Origin of the sequence: Paenibacillus sp. FSL R7-0179 (assembly GCF_038002265.1) — a bacterium.
In the GTDB taxonomy this organism is placed as follows: domain Bacteria; phylum Bacillota; class Bacilli; order Paenibacillales; family Paenibacillaceae; genus Paenibacillus_AQ.
This window is the reverse complement of sequence record NZ_JBBOCC010000002.1, coordinates 1,394,459-1,418,001: the sequence shown is the minus strand read 5'-3', so window position 1 is coordinate 1,418,001 and position 23,543 is coordinate 1,394,459. Positions and strand designations below refer to the sequence as shown.

Sequence of the window (23,543 nt, the reverse complement as noted above, 5' to 3'; positions counted from 1 at the left end):
TATACATTGAGCCCACGTGCCCTCATGGCAGTGCAGCATAAGGCATTTAGCCCCCAGCACAAAACAGCCCTTCCCCGTCTAAGACGGATGGAAGGGCTGTTTGTGCTGTAATTATTTTATTCTGCCGTATGATCTACAGAAGCTGCCTGAATGCTGCCGAATGCCCAGTAGCCCACCGGGACATCTGTCCATTTCTGAACTGCGCTGGTCAGCGGAGCGATATCAAGGGCACGGTTGACGATAGTTACAGCTTCTGCACGCGTTAACGTCTGGTCCGGACGGAACGTGCCGTCTTCGTAACCGGTGATGATGCCAGCCTGAGACATCCGTTCAATGGCTGCCTGAGCCCAATGTCCGGAAATATCACTGAAGCCGGCCGCATGGTCTTGTGCGCTTATAATCAAGCGGGACAAAATGGTCGCCATTTCGGCTCTTGTAATTGTCTGGTTAGGCTTGAAGCTGCCTCCGCTGTAACCCTTCATGATGCCGCTTCGCGTCACTTGACCGATTGCTTCTGCCGCCCAGTGTCCGGCAGGAACATCGGAATACGCTACGCCAGCAGTAACATTGGACTGGCTGAAGGTGCGGGCAATGATGCTGGCCGCTTCTGCCCGGGTAATGCTGTTCCCTGGCTTGAAGGTGCCATCGGCATAACCCGTCATATACGCCTTCACCTGTACCGCAGGATCTTGTGCAAGTACAACGGTAAAGGTACTAAATTTGCTGATGCTAAATTGAATGCCTGACTTTCCGGTCTGGCCAAAAGGTACGATCTCTCCCTTGACCAATTCTTTGGTGCCGTCGCTATGTTCAATGAAGACCGCAAGTGCCTTCAGTTGCTCCGCCGTTAACGAAGTGTTATTAAGCGGTAATACCAGCGTAACCGGACGGCTCTGCAGATTGGTCTCAATTGTTACAGGACGGCTTACTAACGTAACTGCCGCACCGCGGGATACACTCTGTACCTGTGCTTTTGCAAGAGCTTCAACCTCTGCGCTCTGCTGTGATGTCTTCAGTGGAACGAGGTTGAAGTAAATATCTGTACCGAATCCAGCCATTGAGCTGCCCGGCACCTTCACCTCAGCATTCACTGTAAATAGATCCAGCATAATCTGATTATCAGCAAATTGCTTGCTGGAGGTTGCCGGAATAGTCAATCTGGTTCCAGCCACCTCGTCATTCTTATCAGGCACGATGATTTTGGCAATATTGGACCCTGCGGCCTTAAGCTCATTAACTGCCCGGATGGCCTGATCCAATGTGAACGTAAGAGTGTCACTTTTCACACCGTTTGAATCCTTGGTGCGGGTAATGACAACGGAGGAGACCATAGAGCCTTGAGCAGCACCGTTTTCAACATTCGCATTGATGCTTTCAGTCTGCGGGATTGGTGTCGGTACCGGAGCCGGGGCTCCCCCTCCTGAGCCTGAACCGCCGCCCGGTGCCGGTGTAGGAGAATCAGTTGGTGTGACCGGAACAGGAACTGTCGAGAAGCTCCATACCTTACTATCCGCAAGTCCTGCATAGCTGTTACCTGATTCATCTGTAAAAGCACCCGGCTCGATCAGCACATAATAGCTGCCGCCCTGCTTCAATAAACTGCTAGTATTGATGCTAACGATATCGTTTGTAATAGTGACAAGCTCCCGATTGCCCGCTTCGATTGTCGTTACAATCTCATGATCTGCTGCATTTACAAGCTCAATATTCCCTTTTCCAGCAAGCACATTCTCGTTAAAAGTCAGTGAGAGTATAGCAGATACAGGTACATGCGTTGCACTGCCTGCCGGACTGTAAGAGGTTACTACAGGTGCTGCTGTATCCGGTGCACTGGTAGTCACAAACCGCCAGGCGTTAATGCCTGCAATCCCGGCATAGCCATTGCCCGCGTGATCTGTAAATGCTCCCTCTGTAACCCGTACAAAGTAACTCGTCCCATGCTCCAGGTTATCCGCCGGATTGATGGTTACGACATTGTTCAGGATCGTTACCCTGTCCGAAAGAGCAGGAATCGCCGCTACCGGATGACTATCATCGGTGCTGCGGAAAATCTCAATAGTACCCGCTGCTGCCCGTACATTTTCGCTGAAGCTAAGGACCAGATTCGTGTTCACTGCCACTTCGGTGGCCCATGGCTCCGGTGAATATGTGATCACCGTTGGCGAGATCCGATCCGGTGCATCTGTGGTTGTGAACTGCCAGACTGTACTCTCTGCATTACCGGCATAGCCGTTGCCTGCGAGATCAGTAAATGCCCCGGCTCCAATCTGTACATAGTAACTCACACCATACTTCAGATCATCCGTAGGATTAATCGTCACTGCATTGCTATGAATAGTTACATTCCCGGAAGCTGCAGGAATCGTCGCTACCGGTGCATGATTCGCACTATTGTAAATGACGATATTGCCTTCACCAGCCTTTACATTCTCACTGAAGGTAAGCTCCAGATTAGCTCCAATAGCTACACCTGTTGCACCATTCGCAGGTGTGTACGTGTTCAACACAGGTGCAGTTGTATCTGGCGCAGCCGGGGTGGTGAACTGCCAGGTTGTACTGTCCGCAATTCCGGAGTAGAAGTTGCCGGATAGATCTGCGAAGGCATCTCCTGTAATTCTCACATAGTAGCTTGTACCATACTCCAGATGTTGAGCCAGGTGGATTGTTGCTTTGTTGTTCAGAATGATTGCCTTACTGGCAGCAATAGTAGCTACCGCTTTGTCGGAGTCAGGGCTGTAGATCTTAATGCTGCCTTCCCCTGCCCTTACATTCTCGCTGAAAGTAAGCTCCAGATCAGTTCCAACCGCTACATCTGCTGCACCGTTCGCAGGTGAGTATGTGTATACAATTGGCGCAGTCTTATCGGGCTCGCTGGTAGTAGTAAACCGCCAGGTTGTATCGTTAGTGATACCCGCATAGCTGTTGCCCGCCATATCCGCAAATGCATTGTTCTCAATCTGTACATAGTAGGTTGTACTGTAATCGAGGTCAGCCTCCAGATTGATCGTTACTACATTAGCGTCAATGATGACTTGAATAGATTCGGCAGGAATCGTCACCGGCGGAACACTGCTGTTCGTGCTGTTATATATTTTAATGCTGCCTTCCGATCTCTGTACATCCTCGTTGAAAATAAAGCTCAGGTTGGTGCCAATCTCTACATTCTTTGCCCCATTCTCAGGAGTAAAGCCGCTTGCTAACGGCGGTGTAGTATCTGGCGCATCGTTTGTTGTAAACCACCAGGTGTTACTGTCTATGATGCCGGAGAAATAGTTATCCGCTGCATCTTTGAATGCTACGTCTCCGATTTCAACATAATAACTAGTACTGTGTTTCAAAGAGAACAACAGTTCAATAGTAACAACACTGCCATTCACCCTTACATTATCCGAATTAACAGGAATAATCTGTTCCGGTATATCGCGTTCCGTGCTGTTGTAAATCAGAATGTTGCCGCTCTCCTTCATTACATCCTCAGTGAACGTAATCGTAAGATTGGTGTCAGTGGCTACTGATGTCCCCCAACGCTCCGGAGTCAAACTGTCTACAGCCGGAGCTGTGGTATCTGCTGCTCCAGCTACTGTCGTGAAGCTCCATTCACCCGCTGCAATCGCGGAATTTCCATATTCGCTCTTATTGATGAAGGCATTCTCGTCAATTGTTACGGAATATTTAGTGCTTTCAACAAAATCCTCGCCCGGATTAATTATTACGGTATTATTAACAGGATCTACTGATACCCTGCTGTCCTTCGCCGGGATGATTTCAACCGGAGCAGACAGATCCGCAGCCTTGAAAATCCGGATATTTCCAGTTGCTTCATCCACCGGCTGATTGAAGGTCAGGACCAGATTGGCATTAATCTCCACATCGGTATCATCATTTGCCGGAGTCAGACTGAGCACCCGCGGAATGTTTGGAACGGCATTGGACTCAATGATCACACCAGTTACACCCACAGCGATAAAGCGGTTATGGCTCTCATTAAATGCGATTCCATTAAGGGTTGCTGTCGTACCTGTATTTTCAGGCTTCCACTTCTGCCCCATATCACTAGTAGAGAAAACCTTACCGCCGTCTCCAGCGGCCATAAATACCCCGTTCCCGTAAGCCACTCCGTTCAGATTCACTTTAGAATCCAGGGCCTGCTCAACGCCTCTCTTACTATCCGGAGAGATAATGATGGTTCCGGACGCCCCGACAGCCATGAACATGCCACCGCCGAAGCTGATGCCCTTTAAATTTTCGGTTGTTTTGCGTGTTACCTTAGTCCAATCAGATCCATCTTTGGACATTACCACTGTACCGTTATCACCCACAGCTACAAACGTACCGTTGCCGTAAGCCACAGCGTTCAGATTCGCATTAGTGTCTGAGTATACTATATTCCAATCAGGGTCGTTGTCGTTGTCATTTTTCATCATGATAGATCCTGATTCGCCGACTAGAACTAGTTTTTTATCACCGTAACTGACTCCATTCCAGTTCATACTGTAGTATCCATCGGAGGGTGCCCAGGACACGCCATTTGTTGACGTTAGGACTATCCCATTGGCACCGACTGCAACATATTCACCATCTGTACCCGTATGAATAACATCATTCAAATTCTTGGTCACACCTGATTCGCGGTCTGTCCAGGTCATGGAGCTGCTTAACGCACCAATCTCCCCTCCATTGCCCACCATTACTGTACCGGTGCCTATTGCTACTGCATTTAATGTAATTCCCCCTGGCGCCGTATCGAGAGATGACCAGCTTGCCGCACCATTATCTGTTGAACCCGCATATACCGGAAAGGCCCCGGTCCAAACCAAACTGATCGTGAGTAGCAACGAGAAAACTTTTTTCAATCCCTTACCCTTAAACAATGTATCGCTCCCCCTTGTTCATTCATCCTGTGCGCTATATTGCAAATTCTGCTGGAGTGTAGCATCTGCCCCCTTAGAAATTTCATATCTGGGCTCCATTCTAGCAGACCGCTCTAAACAAACTCTTAACAATTCTCGACAAAAACCGATTCACGAGGACCTAATTGGGGTATGGCTCTAAAAAAAATGAAAAAGTCCTGATTTTTCTAAAAAAAAATAGCAAAAAATAGCACTTTGAGCTTTCACTCATAGGTGCTATTTTTATTATCAGTCTCTATGGCTATCCTATGAACAAAGGGAGTGTTACCTGTGAGCTTGATTGTACGGCTTAAAGTAGTTAGATCAACGGAGAAGCCAGCAGTACCGCCGCTATAAAAACAAGCTGAATCGCTAGACGTACCGGCAATTTCGGGACCGGCTTGCCGCCAATCGTCAGGTGATTGCGGGCAGCATAGATATTGGCGGGGAGCATGGCGGTCAGCAGCACAACCAGACACACTGCGGCCGCCAAGGAAACAGCGGGCAGCAATAATCCAATAGCCCCGGTAATCTCCAGCATTCCGGTAACCGTCACAATCCATTCCTTCCCCGGGAAAACAGGCGGCACCATTCTGACCAGATCCGGCCGCCGCCGTCCCCAGTGAGCCGAAGCTCCGAGCAGCAGCATCACAGCTACGGCCCATTGAAGGGCGGTTTGCCAGTCATTCCAATACTGGAGGCCCAGCAGACCCATTCCCCGGAACAGCAAAAAGGATGCGATGAGCGCATAAAAAGGAATCATTTAAACTCTCCCCTTCTATCACTTGATAATGCTTCATCTTCATTCTTCAGAATACCAGCCATGAACTCAGATACCTCTCTTGCAGAAAGGGACTCGTCAGAGGGACGCATGGACGCCCGCACCCGCAGACCCAGTGACAACAGAACGAACAGCTCCGCCGTCTCATCAGGATTCACTGTTTCTTTGATTACTCCATATTTCTGTCCCGTACTAATCCATTGTCTGGATACGGATACCGACCGCTCATGAAATTGCTTAAGCACCTCCGCTACCGCCGGCTCATTCTCCTTGCCCAGCAGGTATAGAAGCACCTTATTCGTCGCCTCATGGCTGTCCTCCAGTCCGGCCAGACTTCTTGCAATCGCCAGCATCGGCCCCTCGAAGGCTTTGTCCAGACTGCCTGCCACTTCCTCCTCGAAACGATCATTCACAGCATCAAGCCGCTCCTCCAGCACCCAGGCAAAAATCTCATCCTTGCTTTTCACATAATGAAAAATAGCCCCCTTCGACAATTGCGACCGCTCCATGATGTCCTTCAAAGTAATGGCGTGACAGCTTTTGTCCCACAGCAGCTCCTTGGTAGCCTCCAACAGCTGCCGGATTGTCTGCTTGCGGCGGTCTGCGTTCTTCATCGCTATTCTCCTCTTTTGTCCGGCATAGTTAAGATTGAGTTAATTTAAAATATGATTACTGCTGATTATACATACCGACCATCGGTTTGTAAATTGGTATATCAAAATCCGGGAGATTTCGGACTGCAACGGAATTCTGCTTTAAGTAACTGCCGCAAGATCGCAATCCTACAGGTTCAGTGTTACGGCCGTTGAACAGCTCACATTCGGTAAATGTTGCGTGCCGTATCGCCCTTCCTCTTCTAAATCAGAAGTAGAGCGGTCTGATCCAGACCTCCATGTGAAATGTGTTACATGTTACCTTCAAATAGAGGATATACATCTCAAAGAATGTTGGGGAGGCAACTGCATTATGCAAAAGAAACACTGGGGGTACAAAGGAGTTCTGCTGGCTATTATCGCGATACTGGTAATCTCACTTGCGGGCTGTAGCAGCTCAGCGAACAAGGGGACAGAAGTAACTTCGCAGAACGTTGAGAAGCAAGCGGCGGCGGCGGCAGCGACAAGTCAACTGGCAAAGGCAAGCCCTTCTGCACCGGGCGCAGCACTCTCCTTCAAGCCGGGGAAATACACGGCCAAGGGGAACGGAAAAAACGGTCCGATCGAAGTGGAAACAGAATTCACCGAGACCGCGATCAAAAGCATCAAGGTGTTAAGCCAGAATGAAACGGAAGGCATTGCCCAAGGGCCGCTAAAGATTGTTCCTGAAAAAATCATCAGTGAGCAAAGCCTCGCAATCGATGCCGTCTCCGGCGCTTCTATGACCACTAAGGGTATTCTGGACGCGGTGGAAGATTGCGCCAAGCAGGCAGGCGGGGATCTAGCCGTCCTGAAGCAGGCCAAGGCCACTGCCGAGAATAAGGAAGTAGAGGAGATCACGGTGGATATAGCCGTGGTAGGTGCCGGTGCGGCCGGTACAGCTGCGGCGCTTGCCGCCGAAGACAGCGGGGCCAGCGTCGTACTGCTGGAGAAGACAGCTACACCTATGGGAGCCGGCACTATGGCCGGAGGCATGTTCGCCGCCGATTCCCAGCAGCAGAAGGACAAGAAGGCCACAGTCAGCAAGCAATGGCTCTATGACCAATACATGGCGGCCTCAGATGGATACATGAACTCACTGCTGGTCCGCACCATTATTGATGAAGCCGGTAAGACAGTTGACTGGCTGAATGCAAATGGCGCCAAAATGACCCTGGTGGATGCCGGCACCGGCTTTGCCTTTGAGCATATCGGAATGCCTGCCACGCTGCACGGATACCAGGAAGGCGGCACAGTTGCGATTACCAAGCTGATCAAGTCTTTTGAAGCCAAATCAGGACAGGTTCGCTTCAGTACTCCGGTGACTGAGCTGCTGACAGACTCTGACGGTGCAGTAACCGGCGTGCTGGCTAAGAAAGAGGATGGCTCCAAGCTCAAAGTGAACGCCAAGGCTGTCGTCATTGCAACAGGCGGCTTCGGCGGCAACAGCGAGATGATGGAGAAGTATTTCGGCAAGAAGTTCACTCCGGGACAGATTGCTACAAATACAGGTGACGGCATCCAAATGGCCTGGAAGGCTGGTGCTGATCCATACGGAATGACCTCGACCCAGTATTTTGCGCAAATATTTACGCCTGAAGAGATCGCTAAGCTGGCCCCGATCAACAAGGATTGGTACAGCCTGACCAAGTTCAGTGAGTACCCGAACCTGAGAGTGAATACGCTGGGCCAGCGCTTTTCCGATGAGACTAAGGTTACCCTCTTCGCTGTGCACGGCGCTGAGATTCACATGCAGCCCAAAGAGACGGAATTCCTGATTCTGGACTCCGCCATGCTGAACACCATCAAGAAGAAGGGCCTGGCTGCCATCGAGCCGCATTTCTCCAAATGGAAGGGCAACCGGCAATTCTACATGGAATTCAATGAACCGAATGATACAGATGTTATACTTGCAGATGAGAATAAGCCTACGGACTACACTCCGCTGCTGGATTCAATGAAAGGTACCGGTGTTGTCCACAAAGCAGATTCACTGGAGGCACTGGCTCAGGAGATCGGCGTGGACAAGGATACGTTCCTTGCGTCCGCCAACCAGTATAATACTGCTATCGCCCAGGGCAATGACCCTATGTTCTTCTCCGACACGAAGCGGCTGGTTCCGCTCAAGCAAGGTCCTTATTATGCCATTAAGTATGTCGGACGTAACCTCGGAACGCTGGGCGGCGTACGCATCAATGAGAAGATCGAAGCCACTGATTCGGACGGCCGGGCCATTCCTGGACTTTACGTTGCCGGCGCTGATGCAGGCGGGATGTACGGACAGGCCTATGTTGATTTTGAAGGCGGTACACTTGGCTTTGCCTATACCTCCGGCCGGCTGGCCGGTATCCATGCTGCCGGGTACTCGCATAAGTAATTAGACAACGAATTGCACAATTGTTAAAAAATCGCCCTACCTTTACCCGGTATGGGCGATTTTGTGCTGAATCTTCTCCACCCGAATCCGATTATAATGAAGTAAAACTATAAAGGGAGTCTGTACGTCATGTTAGATATTCTCGCGCTGCTGGAGTGCTATAACACCTATGATCAGGATGATATTTACTTTGATGTTGCCAAAACTATGCTGGAGAACTATAACCAGCTTCAGACTTCAAGTATACAGGAATTCGCTGAGTCCAACCATATTTCAGTCTCTACGGTCAGCCGCTTCATGCGGCAGATGTATTATGACAACTTCTCAAGCTTCCGGATGATCTATGAGCAGACGCCTCTGCAATATCAATATGACGGCAAATACTATCCTGCATTGAAGGAAGAGGACATAGATCCGGTAGCCTATGGTGAGCTGCTGGCCGAGAAGATTAAGGCAACCACCAGCCAACTGGATGGACAGGCGATCACTTCGCTGCTGTCCATGATCGAATCCAGTGACGAGATCGTTTTCATCGGTATTCCCTTGCATTCCGAGATCTGGCGGCTTCAGGTGGAGCTGGTGCTCCTGGGCAAAAAAACCAAAGCGTTTATCGACCCCAACTATCAAGTCAATGCCGTTGACGGTGTGAACGAAAAGTCGGCCGTCATCAGCTTGATCTATATGCCGCAGTATAATCTTCATCAGGTGCAGCAGTTGAAGAGGGCTAAGGAAAAAGGTGCCCGGACTGCCTGCATAGCTCACGTAAGGCTACAAGGTATAGAGAACATTGTTGACCTGTCGCTGCAATACGAAGGCACCGGCACCCAAGTAGACAGCCTGCTGATGCAGGTGCTGCTTAACTACATTGGGCTTCGCTTACGGAACAAGCTGCTCTTAGGGAAGCGATAGAGGGAGGCCATTTATGAATCACGATTATTATGTGAATTGCATCACTCAGGGAATGGAGAAATATCTGCATACCTTGGCGTTGGCAAAACATATGCAATATCATCAGGGGGAAGTGGAATGGATTTCTCCTTTGCCCGGCTTCGACGGCCCCTCACTAGTTTTTAAAGTATCTCTTGAGGAGGATACAGCAAGCGAGCATATTGACAATCTGCTGCCTGACTTGAAAACAGGAGCACTTCCAAAAATATGGTTTATCCCGCCAAGCTCCAAGCCTGCAAACCATATTACGAATTTTGGCTTTCACGCAGCGAGCTATCTTTTTATCTTGCTTACCTGGATGGTGTTCCCATAGCTACCTCGGCTGCCATGCAGACCGGCAATCAGGCATCCATTGAGTTTGTATCTACCCTGCAGCCGTATCGAAATCAAGGCGCTGCAAGCGCTCTGTGCATCACAACCCTGCATGATTTACATAACAAGGGTGTGCGGACAGCAACCCTGAGAGCAAGCCACGAAGCCAATGCGCTTTATACAAAGCTTGGATTTAAGCCCTATTTTCAAACCATAGTTATGTCTTATGAAAAATTAGAACGCTAGCCTCACGCATGCCAGCGATGCGTTCTTTTCCTCAGTTCAGTTATATTACCGTTCCCGGCACTCGATAAGAACTTTATAATATCCGGCCTAAATTCGATTTCAATTTGATCTTTGAATACAGTTATCCTTTCAATGATCCATCTCAACATAACTTTTTTGTTGTCATGGCTAGCTTCATTATATTTTAAAATCCACCCACTAATATTTTTGGCCAATTCTTTAATTTCACTTAATTCTAGTTTTTTCGTCTGAAGTTGCTCCTCAAGTGATCTGACTTCCTGATCAAGTTTTTGCAATTCCTTTTCTTTATCCTCAATCATTTCATTTAATAGTTCTGGCTTGAAGGCACTCTTTCCCAAAATACTTTTTGTCACTTCCTTTTTAAGTAAGTTCAATTCAACATATTCGCTTGCCAACTCTTGATTTTTTTTATCAAGGAATTCTTTAATATCCTTATACTCCTCTAGATCATAACCTCTGGAAAATTCTATGTAGTCTATCTTTTTCAAAGATGCGAGATATTGATTAACAACATCAGCAACAGTATCTTCAATTTTATTTTGTGCATAAATAGTCTGCCCCTTGCAATCAACCTTCCTTAACGCTTTGCCAGAACATCGATAAACCGCCCGTTTCCACATTCTAATCGTACCATCAGCAAGAGTGTATTTTTTGGCATTATATGTTGTAGTCAAAGGGGAGCCACAATAACCACATTTTATAAACCCGACCAATAGAAGCGGGCCTACCGAGGTGTTAACTCGTTCCCGATTATGGTCTTTAACTTGTTCTTTCGACCTAGAACTTCTTAGCAATTGAATATTATCAAAATCTTCTTTATCGATAATTACTAATTGAAGTTGTTGTTTTTCGGGCATCGTCCATTCTGCTTTACCTTTAGTCTCAAAAATCCCTTCAACCGATTTTCTTTTTCCATAGGCCGGATACCCTTTATACACAGGATTTCTAAGAATAAAGTTCACAGCAGCAGTGTTCCATTTACCTCCGGTAGAAGTGGGGATTGTATTTTCATTAAGAAACTTAGCAATTCGATTACTTCCAAAACCCTCTTTTATCACCATATTGAACATCTGTTTGACGATGGTAGCTTGTTCTTCATTTATTTCCAGCTTCATCAGCTCTTTGCCTTTCTTATTTTTAATTCCTGAAGGTGTTAACCGGTATCCGAATGGGGCAGTGCCACCTCTAAATGCACCATCTTCGGCCATTTGTGTATGTTTTTCATCAACGCGCATCGAAGTTTTTTGAGATTCGTTATTCGATTGCCAGAATCTAAGGAAGTTTGTTATGTCATGCCCTTCGTCTGTAAATTCTTGTTGACCTTCTTTTACTGACCAGACTTCAATTCCCATTGAGTTGAACCATTTTAATAACAGAGGAGTTTCATATGTCCTTCTTCCTAATCTGTCGAACATGAAACAAAGCAATACATCAAAGTGACTATTTTCTGCATCATATCTAGCACGTTGAATTTCATCTCTGTCCTCATTCGCTGTCTTATATCCAGAAACGCCTTTCTCCGTATACTCTTTTACCAACATCCAACCCTTACTATTAATAAACTCTTGACAAGCCCTACGTTGCATAGGAATATCATTTCCTTCAAGCTGCCCCTTTGTTGATACTCTGTAAAATGCTGCGACCCGCCTCTTATCCCCCATATCGAAAGACCTCCCATCAGTCATATATACTACCATATTTTAATCCTTATTATTCTTTTTGTAAATAATGTTGACTGAGAAATATATTTATGATATATTATTTCTTGTGAGAAAAACGAATGGGGAATTAGTTCAGTGGGAGAACGCTTCGCTGGCAGCGAAGAGGTCAGGGGTTCGAATCCCCTATTCTCCACCATTCCATGGACTCTTAGCTCAGTTGGTAGAGCAGTAGACTCTTAATCTATTTGTCCAGGGTTCGAGCCCCTGAGAGTCCATCACATTTTTAAAGACCCTGACCAGGGTCTTTTTTTTGTTCAAATTAAAGCCCCTCAATCCTATACGTTCATAAGCAATTCAACAAAAAGGCACTCATCGGTTCATTCACCAATAAGTACCTTGTACATTGTGCGGCTGTCCCGTAAACCCCAGAGCCAGCCCCCCCCAATGAGGGCTTACCCTCCCTAAACCGCTTACAGCCCCTCCAGCTCCTCCGTGTTCTTGGACAGCAATCCCTTCAGTTCCTTCATGAACATGTTAATGTCCTTGAACTGGCGGTACACGGACGCGAAGCGGACGTAGGCTACCTCGTCAACGGGGTAGAGCTGCTCCATGACCAGCTCGCCGATTTGGCGGCTCTCGATCTCAGCGAGGGCGATGCCGCGCAGGCTTTTCTCCACCTCGGATACGATGACCTCCAGGCGCTCTACAGGGACCGGACGCTTCTCGCAGGCACGGATCAGGCCGCGGAGGATTTTGTCACGGCTAAACTCTTCACGGCTGCCGCCCTTTTTGATCACAATCAGGGGGGTCTCTTCAATCATCTCGAAGGTGGTGAAACGGCGGCTGCACAGCTCGCATTCCCGCCTGCGGCGGATGGACTTATTCTCATTGGCCGGGCGCGAGTCCAGGACTTTGGTATTGGTGTGGTCACAGTAAGGGCATTTCATAAGCTTCTTCACTTCCTCATCATTAGAATGGATTGGCCCGGTCCCTTGATACACAAGGGCTATTCGGGCATCATTTAATTTCCAGAAAACACCGTTTATTTGTTGTTATGAATCTGACATGTCCGGCACATAATACAGTTACCAACCGATAGGAGGTGAACAGCAATGAGCCAAAATAACAACTCCAATAACCTGGTAGCTCCAAACTCACGCGGTGCCTTGGAACAACTGAAATATGAAGTTGCCCAGGAACTAGGTATCACCCTCTCCCCAGACGGATACCAAGGCAATAAAACTTCTTACGAAAACGGTTCGATCGGTGGTTACATCACTAAACGTCTTGTAACCCTGGCTGAACAGCAATTGGCAGGTCAGTACAAATAAGTACAAATAACCTGCTAAACACGACATAAGCTTGCCTAAGAAGTATCGAACGGCCTCCGGCCGTTTGATGCTTCTTTTTACATAAGAGCAACAGAAGTAACAAGCACCTAGAACTCACTGTAGAGCTCAGTGTATTGATCATAATAATAAATCACGCGTTGCACGTAATGACGGGTCTCACCGAACGGAATATCCTTCACAGAGGCTTCTGTTCCGTCCCACTGCCCTTCATCCAGCCAGCTCTGCACCTTGCCGGGTCCAGCATTGTAGGCGGCTATTACTGCTATACGGTTGCCGTCAAACTGCTTAGAGAGCGTAGACAAATACCAGGTGCCCAGTTCAATGTTGGACGAGGGCTCTTCCTTCAGCCGTTCCAGCGATACCTCAGGAAGCTTGGCCTTTTCTAGTGCCCACTTGGCGGTATCCGGCATCAGCTGCATGAGTCCCAGCGCGCCTTTTTTGGATTCACGGCCGGTCTTATAATTGGTCTCCACGCGGATAATGGATGCCACCAGAAACGGGTCCATCTCATACGTCCGGCTGTGCTGGCGGATCTCTGCTTTATAATGAATAGGATAAAACCATGACATCCAGTTAGAGCCTAGAAACAGAATCGCGGTGAAGCCGATGAACAGCAGCAGCAGGACTCTTTTTTTACGTAACCACTTCATCATATCAGGCCCAGCCTGTCCCACAACCGGGCAACCTGAAGCTCGGCAGACTGCAGATCACCGCTATTGTCGATCACATAATTCGCTTTCCTGCGCTTCAGTTCAATATCCATCTGCGACCTCAGCCGGTCCTCAGCCTGCTCCAGCTTCATTCCGCTCCGCTCCATGAGGCGGGCTAACTGCACCCTCCTTGGAACATAGACCACAATAATCTGCTCAAATAAGGAATCCAGCTCTGATTCGTAGAGCAGCGGAATGTCGACAATGACCAGCCGCTGCGGATTCTCCTGCTCAAGCGCATACATTCTGTCCTTGATCTCCCTGCGGATTGCCGGATGGGTCAGGTTATTCAGTGTCTTGAGCGCCTCCGGGTCCCGGAAGACAATCTCACCAAGACCCGCCCGGTCCAGCGAACCGTCAGGCAGCAGGATGCGGTCTCCAAAAGCCTCCACCGCTGCCGCCAGCACCGGATGTCCGGGGAGCATCACCTCTCTGGCGATGACATCGGCATCCACCAGTGCAGCTCCCTTGCGGACAAACAGCGCAGACACGGTGCTTTTTCCCGAAGCTATGCCTCCGGTTAAGCCTATAATCATGTACTCACCTCATAATAACTTCATTATACCCATTACAATTAATAATATCGCGGGCAGCGCAGCCGCATGCTTCATCCAGTAGCTGCCGGATAATCTCAGTCCCGTCTTCATTCCCATCAGCAAAAAGGTTCCGCTGAATACAGCGATCATCAGCGAGGTGGACCACGGACTGAATCCGAGCAGTGCCGCACCAAGGCCGGCCCCAAAGGCATCCAGTGACAACGCGATCCCCAGAATCATGGCTTCCATGGAGGAGATACTCCCTGAAGCATCCATATCGGCGGAAGACGGCGTCCGGAGAATCTGTATCACCACGCCCAGATGGCGCAGCTCCAGCGAGAATACTGCCGGCTTCAGCACTGTCTCGGCACTTTGTACGGAAGCAGCCGTCTCCAGTATGGTCTCCTGTCCAGGCACTGTCTCTCCCTGCTCCTTCTCCTTCTGCGTCAGCATCTGGAACAGGGACCAGCAGCCCATTAAGACGAGAATAACCGCTCCGACACTGGAAGCGGCATTCGGCGAGACTACCTTGGCCAACAGCACGCCCACCTGCATAGAACCATAGATGACGACCCCTGAACAGAGCGAAATAATGATAATGGAGAGCAGGGGAATTTTCATTTTACGCAGTCCATATGTAATGCCTACACCAAATCCATCCAGACTAAGCGCAAACGCAAGCAACAGCAAAGACAACAATGGGCTCAGCACCCGCAATCCCTCCCGTGAAGAACCGGAGCTGGTGGATTAAGCATCCAAGCCGGAGCTCCGTTTCGCCATAATCAGCAATCTTCACACATTATATGGGCGGGACGGGCAGTAAGTGCCTGCCTTTATACAGAACGGTTATAACTCAGGTGTAATGGCCCGGGAAAGGGCGGTAAATGCAGCGCTGACTCTAAATAAAAGTCACAGAATCAGTACAGGTACGGGCTGGCAGGTGGGACAATAATGCGTTCCCCGTCCGCCGACTACGCTCTTCTCAATCAGCGTACCGCAGGTGGCACACGGCTGATCCTTGCGTCCATAGATCTTGTGCTGATCCTGATAGCTTCCGCTCTCCCCTTGGCCGTTGACATACGACTTCACTGAGGAGCCTCCGGCATTCACCGCTTCTGTCAGTGTTGCGACAATAGCATGGTGCAGCCTGGCCAGCTGATCCTCCGTGAGGGACTTCGCGGTCTCCTCCGGGTGGATTCCTGCACGATGCAGGGACTCATCTACATAAATATTGCCGATACCTACTATATATTCCTGATTGAGCAGCAGCGGCTTGATCTTGGTGCTCCGCTTCGCGACAATCTCCTTGAACCGTTCCAGCGTGAAATCGGCATCCAGCGGCTCCTGCCCCAGCTTGTTCAGCGGCTTCAGCTGCAGGTCCTCTCCCGGCTGGAACAGATGCATCGTCCCGAATTGGCGCACATCCGTATAACGCAGCTCTGTCCCGTCTGTGAAATGGAAAATAACATGCGTATGCTTGTCCAGCAGCTCGCCCTCACGGTAGACGCCGTAACGGCCCTCCATCCGCAGATGGGAGACCATCACCAGCCCGTCAAATACGAAACGCAGGAACTTGCCTCTGCGTTCAACTGTAACCACACTATGGCCTGCCAGCATATGGGCAAAGGCTTGAATATCATCCGGGCGCTGAATAATCCGCGGCAGCCGGACGGTGACATGCTCTATCTGCTTGCCTGTAATTAACTCATTAAGTGTTCTTCTGACTGTTTCGACTTCCGGCAATTCCGGCATCATGGCTCACCTCCACTCCATTATACCGGATATCTGCCATGCGCGGGGAGCCTATTTCGCTTCGTACCAGTTGCTGCCATAACTTACCTCTGCCTTCAGCGGAACTGACAGCTGCAGCGCTCCGGCCATCACCTCGGGCAGAAGCTGCTTCATCTGCTCCAGCTCCTCCTCCGGCACCTCGAACACCAGTTCATCGTGTACCTGGAGCAGCATCCGGCTCTTCAGGCCGCGCTCATGCAGCGCTTTGTCCATATGAACCATGGCCAGCTTGATAATGTCCGCAGCTGTTCCCTGAATCGGCGTATTCATCGCCGTACGTTCTGCGAAGGAACGCAGATTGAAATTCTTTGCATTAATCTCCGGCAGATAACGGCGGCGTTCCAGCAGCGTAGTCACATACCCCTGCTTACGGGCCTCGACCACAATATCATCCATATAACGGCGCACACCTTGGAACACCTCGAAATACTGTTCAATGAACCGGGCTGCCTCCTTACGGGGAATGTTCAGGTTCTGCGACAGGCCGTAATCGCTGATGCCGTACACAATTCCGAAGTTAACTGCTTTGGCGGACCGGCGCATATTACTGTCCACACTCTCCGCAGGGACGCCGAATACGTCCATCGCGGTCTTGGTATGAATATCCATATCCTCGACAAAAGCTTCCTTCATCCGCTCATCGCCCGAGATATGCGCCAGCACACGCAGCTCGATCTGCGAGTAATCCGCCGCCAGAATCGACCAGCCCGGCTCGGAGGGCACGAATACCTTACGGAGCTTGCGGCCCTCTTCGAGCCGGATTGGAATATTCTGCAGGTTCGGGAACTGGCTGCTGAGCCGGCCCGTAGCAGCAATCGTTTGCCGGTAGAAGGTATGCACCTTGCCCGTCTCCGGCGAAATTTCCTTCATTAAACCTTCGACATACGTAGATTGCAGCTTGGCCAGGGTGCGGTATTGCAGAATCAGGCGCACGGCGTCATGATAAGGCGCAAGCTTTTCCAGTACCTCGGCATCGGTCGAATATCCGGTCTTCGTCTTCTTCACAACCGGCAGACCGAGCTTCACGAACAGAACCTCGCCCAGCTGCTTCGGAGAATTCAGATTGAATTCGGTTCCGCAGGCGGCGTAGATCTCAGTGACCAGCCGGGAGATTTGGGCTTCGAATTCCTTGCCGAGCTGAATGAGATCATCCTTATTCACAGCAATGCCCTGCTTCTCCATATCGGCCAGAATTCGTGATAGCGGCATCTCCAGGTCCTGGAACAGACCGGTCATGTCCGTCTTGTCCAGCTCCTCCTGCTGCTTCTGCACAATGCCAAGCACGGTAGCACTTTTGCGGGCGACATGCTCACCGAGAATCTTAAGCTCAGGAATTCTATATTTGGCCCCTTTGCCGAAAACATCCTCATCCGGCGACAAGCGGGGCAGGCCGTATTTCGTGGTCAGGTCATTCAGATTCTGGCTCGCTTCCGTCGGGTCCAGCAGGTAAGCGGCCAGCTGAACATCTTTAGCGGCTCCGGCAAAAGCAATTCCCTGCCAATGCAGAGCCAGATCGGCCCGGTGCAGATCATACCCGCTCTTCGGCGCCTGCTCATCACCGAGCCAGTCCCGCAGAGGTGCTGCCGCCGGACTTTTCAGCAGGGCAAAAGGCACAAAATAATGCTGCTCCGGCGAAGACAGCCCGAGGCCGATCACTTCAGCACGGTGCGGGTTCTCCCCGTTAGATTCCACATGCAGGGCGGAGATGCCCGGCAGTGTCTGAATCAGCTGCTCTATTCCGGCTTCGTCAACGAGGGTAATCGTCAGCTCAGCCGCTTCCACTGCTGCGGGGCTGGACAGACTGCCGTCCGCCCCATGCGAATAGGCGCTGAGCGACAGCCGCTCCAGCAGGGACTTGAACTCCAGCTTTGCCAGGGCAGGGCCCGCCGTATCGGCAGCAATACCGCTGAACACCATATCCTCCCAGGTATGTTCAAGCGGAACCTCACGGTAGATCGTCGCCAATTTTTTGCTCATAATGGCGCTGTCTGCATGCTCTTCCAGCTTCTCCTTCATCTTCCCCTTCAGCTCACCGGTTCCGGCCAGCACGCCTTCCACCGATCCGAACTGCTGGAGCAGCTTAAGCGCCGTCTTCTCCCCGACTCCCGGCACCCCGGGAATATTGTCGCTGGCATCGCCCATCAGCCCCTTCAGATCAATGATCTGCTCAGGGGTGAGATCATATTTGTCGCGGATCTGCTTAGGTCCGTACAGCTCTACTTCCGTAACTCCCTTGCGCACCAGTGCGATGGTGGTATGCTCGGAAGCCAGCTGCAGCATATCCTTATCCCCCGACACAATCATCACCTGACGGCCGGCGGCATCCGCTTCCCTGGAGATGGTGCCGATAATATCGTCAGCCTCGTAGCCGGCAATCTCGAACTGCGGAACTCCCAGACCCTTCAGCAGCTCTTTGAGCAGCGGGAACTGCTCGGACAGCTCCGGCGGGGTCTTTTGGCGTCCGCCCTTATAATCTTCATAGCCCTCATGCCGGAAAGTAATCTTTCCCGCGTCAAAAGCCACAATCATATGTGTCGGTTTATGCTCCTCCAGCAAACGGAGCAGCATCGTCGTGAAACCGTATACCGCATTCGTCTGCTGTCCCGCTGTATTCGTCAGCGGCGGCATGGCGAAGAACGCCCGGTAAATGATATTATTTCCATCAATGAGTATCAGCTTGTCCACACTAGCACCTCGCCTTTATCTTGCTTTCTCTTTACATAGTACCATATGCTCCGTACAAAAAAGAACCTGAGACCACAGATCCACACCTGCCCGCTCCTTAGCTGCTGCTAATGGTATGGAATACAGGTTTGCCAAGTGAAGCGCGCTTTAAAACAAAAAAAGGCAAGCCCCGGGGAGGTGGCTTGCTGTCTGACGCTTAAGGCGCAGAGCTCTGCAAAGCAGCATCTATGCGCCATCATTATACGGTTATTGGTTCAAATCCGGACGTTTCCCTGTAACCAGATACACTACACTCTCACCAATATTCGTTGCATGGTCGGCAATCCGCTCAATATAGCGGCCAACCAGAGTGAGCAGCATCGCCTGATTCACGGTTTCCGGCTTCTGAACCATATACGTGTACAGTTCGTTAATCATCGCGCTGTACAGGCCATCGACCTGATCGTCATCCTGCGCCATTTTGTAGGCCAGATCCGTATTCTCGTCCAGATAAGACTGAATAGCCTCGGTGGTCATGATCGTCACCAGCTCAGCCATACGCGGAATATCCACAAGCGGCTTAATCAGCTGCTGTCCCTGGATACGCATTGTTACCTTGGCTACATCCAGTGCCAGATCGCCCATACGCTCCAGATCGCTGGAGATTTTGAAGGCTACAATAATGCGGCGCAAGTCCTTCGCCACTGGCTGCTGGGTGATGATCAGCCGTGAGCCGATTTCCATAATCCGGTCTTCCATGGCGTTCAGCCGCAGGTCCGCTTTGACAATCTCCTGTGCCCGTGCCGTATCAAGGGTCTGCAGGGCCAGTATCGCACCATCCAGGGCATCCGTTACATGCTCGCCCATCTGCTGCAGCAGGGTGCGCAGTTCTTCCAGATCTTTGTCGAATTCTTTTCTGCGAATCATATCGAAAGTGATCCTCCTCAAAAACATATGGTCATATCGGGTGAACGGAGTGAACCTGAGACTTGCGAATCAGGCATTCTTAGCCGAAGCGGCCGGAGATATAGTCTTCTGTGCGGGAATCCTTCGGGTTGGAGAATAACAGCTCCGTGTCCGCAGCTTCCACAATAACACCGTTCAGGAAAAATACAGTGCGTCCCGATACCCGGGCGGCCTGATGCATATTATGCGTGACCATTACAATCGTATACTTATCCCGCAGCTCCTGGACCAGCTCCTCAATCTTGAGCGTGGACACCGGATCCAGCGCAGACGTCGCCTCATCCATCAGCAGAATATCCGGCTGTACGGCAAGGGCTCTGGCAATACAGAGACGCTGCTGCTGCCCGCCGGACAGGCTTAAGGCAGACTTCTTGAGGAAATCCTTCACTTCCTCCCAGAGCGCGGACTGGCGCAGGCTTTGCTCTACAAGAACATCCAGCTCAGCTTTGCTCTTCACACCGTGCAGGCGCGGACCGTAAGCCACGTTATCATAGATCGACTTGGGAAAAGGATTGGGCTGCTGGAACACCATCCCCACCTGCTTACGCAGACTCTCCACTTCGATCTCGTCGCTGTAGATGTTTTTGCCGCCGATATTTACTTTACCTTCAATACGTGTTCCGGGAATCATGTCGTTCATACGGTTAAGAGTACGCAACAGTGTGGATTTCCCGCAGCCGGAAGGTCCGATAAAAGCGGTCACCTGCTTCTCCGGAATCTGCAAATCCACGTTCTTCAGGGCATGGAATGACTCATAGTAGAGATCTAGCTTCTCTATGTCAATGATGGATTTCATTAGTTTCTGTTGTCTCCTTCTCATCATCTTCGTTCCCCATGATAAGCTTTCAGTGTAAATAGAGCTCCAGAGAATTGTTAACGCAGTGTAAAATCCTTGTGTAGTAAGATATGCGCCAGGAGAAGGTGCTTATCTTGTGAAAAGAACACCGCCATGTTAGATGACAGGTGTTCTCTTCTTGTTGACGACCAGTTTGTAGCCCACCCCGCGGATGGAATCGATATGCACGGATTCAGGGTCAAGCTCCAGCTTCTTGCGCAAGGAACTGACATGCACATCAACGGTACGCTGGCCTCCGATATAGTCGAAGCCCCAGACCGCATTCATCAGATCATCCCGCGTCAGAACGACGCCCGGCTTACGGGCCAGATACAGCAGCACTTCAAATTCCTTCGGCCGCAGATTGATGCTCTGTCCGCCCAGGGAGACTTCATAACGCTCGGGGTAGATCTCCAGCTGTCCGAGAATAATCGTCGATGCAGATACCGCTGCCTCGGGCGGAGCTTCTTCGGCAATGCCGGAGATCCGCCGCAGCACTGCACTGACCCGGGCCAGCAGCTCAGATACGCCGAAGGGCTTCGTAATATAGTCATCCGCCCCGGACTTCAGCCCGCGGACGACATCCTCTTCCGCATTCTTGGCCGTCAGCACGATCACCGGTGTACGTATGCCTTGTCCACGCAATTTATCCAGAATGTCAATGCCGTTCATGCCGGGCAGCATCAGATCCAGTACGATCAATTCAAAAGGTTCTCTAGTCGCACGGTCATATCCTGCCGTTCCATGATCCTCCACCGTCACCTCGTAGCCTTCCTGTGTCAGGTTATAAGACAGCAGCCGGGCCAGTGTCGGTTCGTCTTCAATGACAAGCAATCGTTGTGCCATAGGTTCCCCCGTCTTTTCATAGGTTATTAATTTACAAAACTGCACACATGCACATCATAGCACCACAATGTTAACTTAGTGTAAAATTATAAATTTATTCTCTATTAAACTCCGCAGGGTTATTCATTCTCTTCCTGCAGCAGCGGCAATTCCAGGATAAATGAGCTGCCGATGCCCAGATCGCTCTCTACATTAATAGATCCGCGATGCAGCTCAACCAGATGCTTCACGATAGATAGACCAAGTCCGGTTCCGCCGGAGCTTCTGGAGCGGGCTTTGTCCACCCGGTAAAAGCGTTCAAAGATCCGGGGCAGATCCTTGCGCGGAATCCCCATCCCCGTATCACTGACTGTAAAACGTACGCTCTCAGTGCCATCCTTCTTCTGGATGCTCACTGCGGTCACTCTGACATTGCCCCCGTCCTGGGTATAGTTGATCGCATTGGAAAGCAGATTCATGAAGATCTGGCGCAGCTTGTCTTCATCGCCTTCAATGAATAGCTCCGCAGGCACATCCGAGCTGAGCGTAATCTTCTTTTTCTCCGCTACCTTGCTAAGCGTCTCCAGGACGGAATCGAAGAACTCGATCAGATGAACCGGGGAGCATTCCAGCTGAACGCGTTTGGATTCGATTTTGGACAGCTCCAGGATGTCGCCGATCAGGCGGTTCAGCCGTTCATTCTCATCGTAAATGATCTGCAGGAACGAACGCGCCGTCTTCTCATCCGTAACGCCCCCGCCGAGGAGGGTCTCGGCGAAGCCTTTTACCGCAGCAACAGGGGTCTTCAGCTCATGGGAGACATTGGCGACGAATTCGCTGCGCATTTTCTCAAGCCTGCGGATCTCTGTAACCTCCTGTAGCAGGAAAAGCATGCCCCGGGAGCAGCCGTCCTGAATCATCGGCACCCCGTCCAGACGCACAATCCGCTCCACCGGATTATAGATGCTGCGCTCCTCGTGGATAGGTTCACCTGCGGACACTCCATCATCAATCAGCCGGGTAAGCTCATAATGATGCTTAATCTCCTTGTAGGAATGTCCGGTCATCTCGCTGTGCTTCACATCGAGCAGTCGTTCAGCGGCCCGGTTGAGCAGGGCAATCTCCCCTTCAGCGTTAATCATCACGATGCCGCCGGTCATATTGTCGAGTACACTCTGCAGCAGGTCCTCGTTGTCGCGTATGGTCTTCAGCTGGGCCTGGAGACTGTCGGCCATCGCGTTGATGGCTGTAGCCAGCTGGCCGATCTCATCCTTGCGCTTCATCGGTACCCGGGCATCATAATCCAGATCGGTAATCCGCCGCGCCACTCTGGTGATCTGCTCCAGCGGAGAGGTCATACTGGAAGCTACCTTGTAGCTCACCAAGGTCGCGGCAATGAACAGCAGCACCAGTCCTCCTGCCATGATCATCCACGCCCGGTTCAGTCCTTCGGATACGGTATCCAGCCCCATCGACAGCCGGATATACCCGTCAAAGCCTTGGTCTGAGGACACGGAGCCCGCCACATACATCATTTCACGGTCTAACGTATCGCTGTAACGGATCGCCCGGCCAATCCCTTCCTTCGCGGCCAGCAGCTCCTCCTCGCGGGTTGAGTGATTGTCCATCTCGCGCGGATTCTTCTCCGAGTCGCCGATGACCTGGCCTTGCTTCGTAATGAAGGTGACGCGCGATCCAGTCAAGTTGGAGATCTTCTCTGCCTGTTCTGTATAGTAGTTGAGAGCATCGGGACTGCCGGTATCCATGAATGAGAAGGTGCCGGAGAGCAGCTTTATTTCCCGGGACATGTTCTCTTCAAGCACGGAAATATGCGAATCCTTAAACAGCTGAGCCATAGTGATCCCGGCCCCGGTCATTGATATTCCTATCAGTGCCATAAGTATGATGGTAAGTCGAATGCGGAATGGTTTCATCTGCGGCGGTCCTCTTCCCTCGTGTAAATGTCCTTGAGAACACTCTACCTTCATTTTCGGCAA

General features: G+C 50.6%; 19 protein-coding genes and 2 tRNA genes. 7 read left to right on the top strand and 14 right to left on the bottom strand.

All coding sequences use genetic code 11. From position 1 onward, the window contains the following. Positions 1–116 precede the first annotated feature (116 nt). The 3 genes from MKX63_RS22580 to MKX63_RS22570 form a co-directional block, all read right to left on the bottom strand. The gene (locus tag MKX63_RS22580) at positions 117–4,817 is read right to left on the bottom strand and encodes an Ig-like domain-containing protein (protein WP_341020212.1); all 4,701 of its coding nucleotides are present in this window, start codon (positions 4,815–4,817) and stop codon (positions 117–119) included. A gap of 391 nt (positions 4,818–5,208) precedes the next feature. Continuing rightward, positions 5,209–5,652, bottom strand: coding sequence for a DoxX family protein (locus MKX63_RS22575; protein ID WP_341020210.1), 444 nt, complete (start codon positions 5,650–5,652; stop codon positions 5,209–5,211). Continuing rightward, complete coding sequence (locus MKX63_RS22570) at positions 5,649–6,284, bottom strand: TetR/AcrR family transcriptional regulator (RefSeq protein ID WP_341020208.1); 636 nt, start codon at positions 6,282–6,284, stop codon at positions 5,649–5,651. Before MKX63_RS22570 ends, MKX63_RS22575 begins: the two co-directional genes overlap by 4 nt. A gap of 352 nt (positions 6,285–6,636) precedes the next feature. Here MKX63_RS22570 and MKX63_RS22565 point away from each other — a divergent pair, with 352 nt between their 5' ends. The 4 genes from MKX63_RS22565 to MKX63_RS22550 all read left to right on the top strand — a co-directional run bounded on the left by MKX63_RS22565 (position 6,637) and on the right by MKX63_RS22550 (position 10,185). Further along, complete coding sequence (locus tag MKX63_RS22565) at positions 6,637–8,679, top strand: FAD-dependent oxidoreductase (RefSeq protein ID WP_341020205.1); 2,043 nt, start codon at positions 6,637–6,639, stop codon at positions 8,677–8,679. Between the two features lie 129 nt (positions 8,680–8,808). Further along, positions 8,809–9,588, top strand: coding sequence for a MurR/RpiR family transcriptional regulator (locus MKX63_RS22560; RefSeq protein ID WP_341020204.1), 780 nt, complete (start codon positions 8,809–8,811; stop codon positions 9,586–9,588). 13 nt (positions 9,589–9,601) lie between these two features. Next, positions 9,602–9,940, top strand: coding sequence for a hypothetical protein (locus MKX63_RS22555; protein ID WP_341020202.1), 339 nt, complete (start codon positions 9,602–9,604; stop codon positions 9,938–9,940). Then, positions 9,835–10,185 (top strand): GNAT family N-acetyltransferase, encoded by a 351-nt coding sequence (locus MKX63_RS22550; protein ID WP_341020200.1) that lies wholly within the window; start codon positions 9,835–9,837, stop codon positions 10,183–10,185. The genes MKX63_RS22555 and MKX63_RS22550 overlap by 106 nt, the downstream gene beginning before the upstream one ends. Positions 10,186–10,187: 2 nt before the next feature. Here the strand turns inward: MKX63_RS22550 and MKX63_RS22545 are convergent, their stop codons facing one another. Then, positions 10,188–11,867, bottom strand: a complete 1,680-nt coding sequence (locus MKX63_RS22545; protein ID WP_341020199.1) for a recombinase family protein — start codon at positions 11,865–11,867, stop codon at positions 10,188–10,190. Positions 11,868–11,988: 121 nt separating this feature from the next. On the opposite strand from MKX63_RS22545, the gene MKX63_RS22540 reads away from it, so the two are divergent. Further along, positions 11,989–12,063, top strand: a tRNA-Ala gene (locus MKX63_RS22540). Positions 12,064–12,069: 6 nt separating this feature from the next. Next, positions 12,070–12,142 (top strand) — tRNA-Lys (locus MKX63_RS22535). Positions 12,143–12,337: 195 nt separating this feature from the next. Here the strand turns inward: MKX63_RS22535 and nrdR are convergent. Continuing rightward, on the bottom strand, positions 12,338–12,814 hold the full coding sequence (gene nrdR / locus MKX63_RS22530; RefSeq protein ID WP_341020198.1) for a transcriptional regulator NrdR: 477 nt from the start codon (positions 12,812–12,814) through the stop codon (positions 12,338–12,340). Positions 12,815–12,979: 165 nt separating this feature from the next. Between nrdR and MKX63_RS22525 the strand changes: the two genes are divergently transcribed. Next, a complete protein-coding gene (locus MKX63_RS22525; protein ID WP_036695868.1) occupies positions 12,980–13,198 on the top strand; it encodes an alpha/beta-type small acid-soluble spore protein in 219 nt (72 codons plus the stop codon). A gap of 107 nt (positions 13,199–13,305) precedes the next feature. On the opposite strand, the gene MKX63_RS22520 is transcribed toward MKX63_RS22525, so the two are convergent. The 9 genes from MKX63_RS22520 to pnpS form a co-directional block, all read right to left on the bottom strand. Next, positions 13,306–13,869, bottom strand: a complete 564-nt coding sequence (locus MKX63_RS22520) for a lytic transglycosylase domain-containing protein (RefSeq protein WP_341023209.1) — start codon at positions 13,867–13,869, stop codon at positions 13,306–13,308. Next, the gene (gene coaE / locus MKX63_RS22515; RefSeq protein WP_341020196.1) at positions 13,869–14,465 is read right to left on the bottom strand and encodes a dephospho-CoA kinase; all 597 of its coding nucleotides are present in this window, start codon (positions 14,463–14,465) and stop codon (positions 13,869–13,871) included. The genes MKX63_RS22520 and coaE overlap by 1 nt, the downstream gene beginning before the upstream one ends. 9 nt (positions 14,466–14,474) lie before the next feature. Next, positions 14,475–15,176: a sporulation membrane protein YtaF gene (gene ytaF, locus MKX63_RS22510; RefSeq protein ID WP_341020194.1), complete on the bottom strand. Its 702-nt coding sequence runs from the start codon at positions 15,174–15,176 to the stop codon at positions 14,475–14,477. Between the two features lie 198 nt (positions 15,177–15,374). Further along, on the bottom strand, positions 15,375–16,217 hold the full coding sequence (mutM, locus tag MKX63_RS22505; RefSeq protein ID WP_341023207.1) for a DNA-formamidopyrimidine glycosylase: 843 nt from the start codon (positions 16,215–16,217) through the stop codon (positions 15,375–15,377). Between the two features lie 51 nt (positions 16,218–16,268). After that, the gene (gene polA, locus MKX63_RS22500) at positions 16,269–18,941 is read right to left on the bottom strand and encodes a DNA polymerase I (RefSeq protein ID WP_341020193.1); all 2,673 of its coding nucleotides are present in this window, start codon (positions 18,939–18,941) and stop codon (positions 16,269–16,271) included. 246 nt (positions 18,942–19,187) lie between these two features. After that, on the bottom strand, positions 19,188–19,847 hold the full coding sequence (gene phoU / locus MKX63_RS22495; RefSeq protein WP_036695863.1) for a phosphate signaling complex protein PhoU: 660 nt from the start codon (positions 19,845–19,847) through the stop codon (positions 19,188–19,190). A 79-nt stretch (positions 19,848–19,926) separates the two neighbouring features. Beyond that, on the bottom strand, positions 19,927–20,682 hold the full coding sequence (gene pstB / locus MKX63_RS22490) for a phosphate ABC transporter ATP-binding protein PstB (RefSeq protein ID WP_036695861.1): 756 nt from the start codon (positions 20,680–20,682) through the stop codon (positions 19,927–19,929). Between the two features lie 156 nt (positions 20,683–20,838). Next, a complete protein-coding gene (locus tag MKX63_RS22485) occupies positions 20,839–21,567 on the bottom strand; it encodes a response regulator transcription factor (protein WP_341020192.1) in 729 nt (242 codons plus the stop codon). A 119-nt stretch (positions 21,568–21,686) separates the two neighbouring features. Beyond that, positions 21,687–23,480, bottom strand: a complete 1,794-nt coding sequence (pnpS, locus tag MKX63_RS22480; protein WP_341020190.1) for a two-component system histidine kinase PnpS — start codon at positions 23,478–23,480, stop codon at positions 21,687–21,689. Between the last annotated feature and the right edge of the window lie 63 nt (positions 23,481–23,543).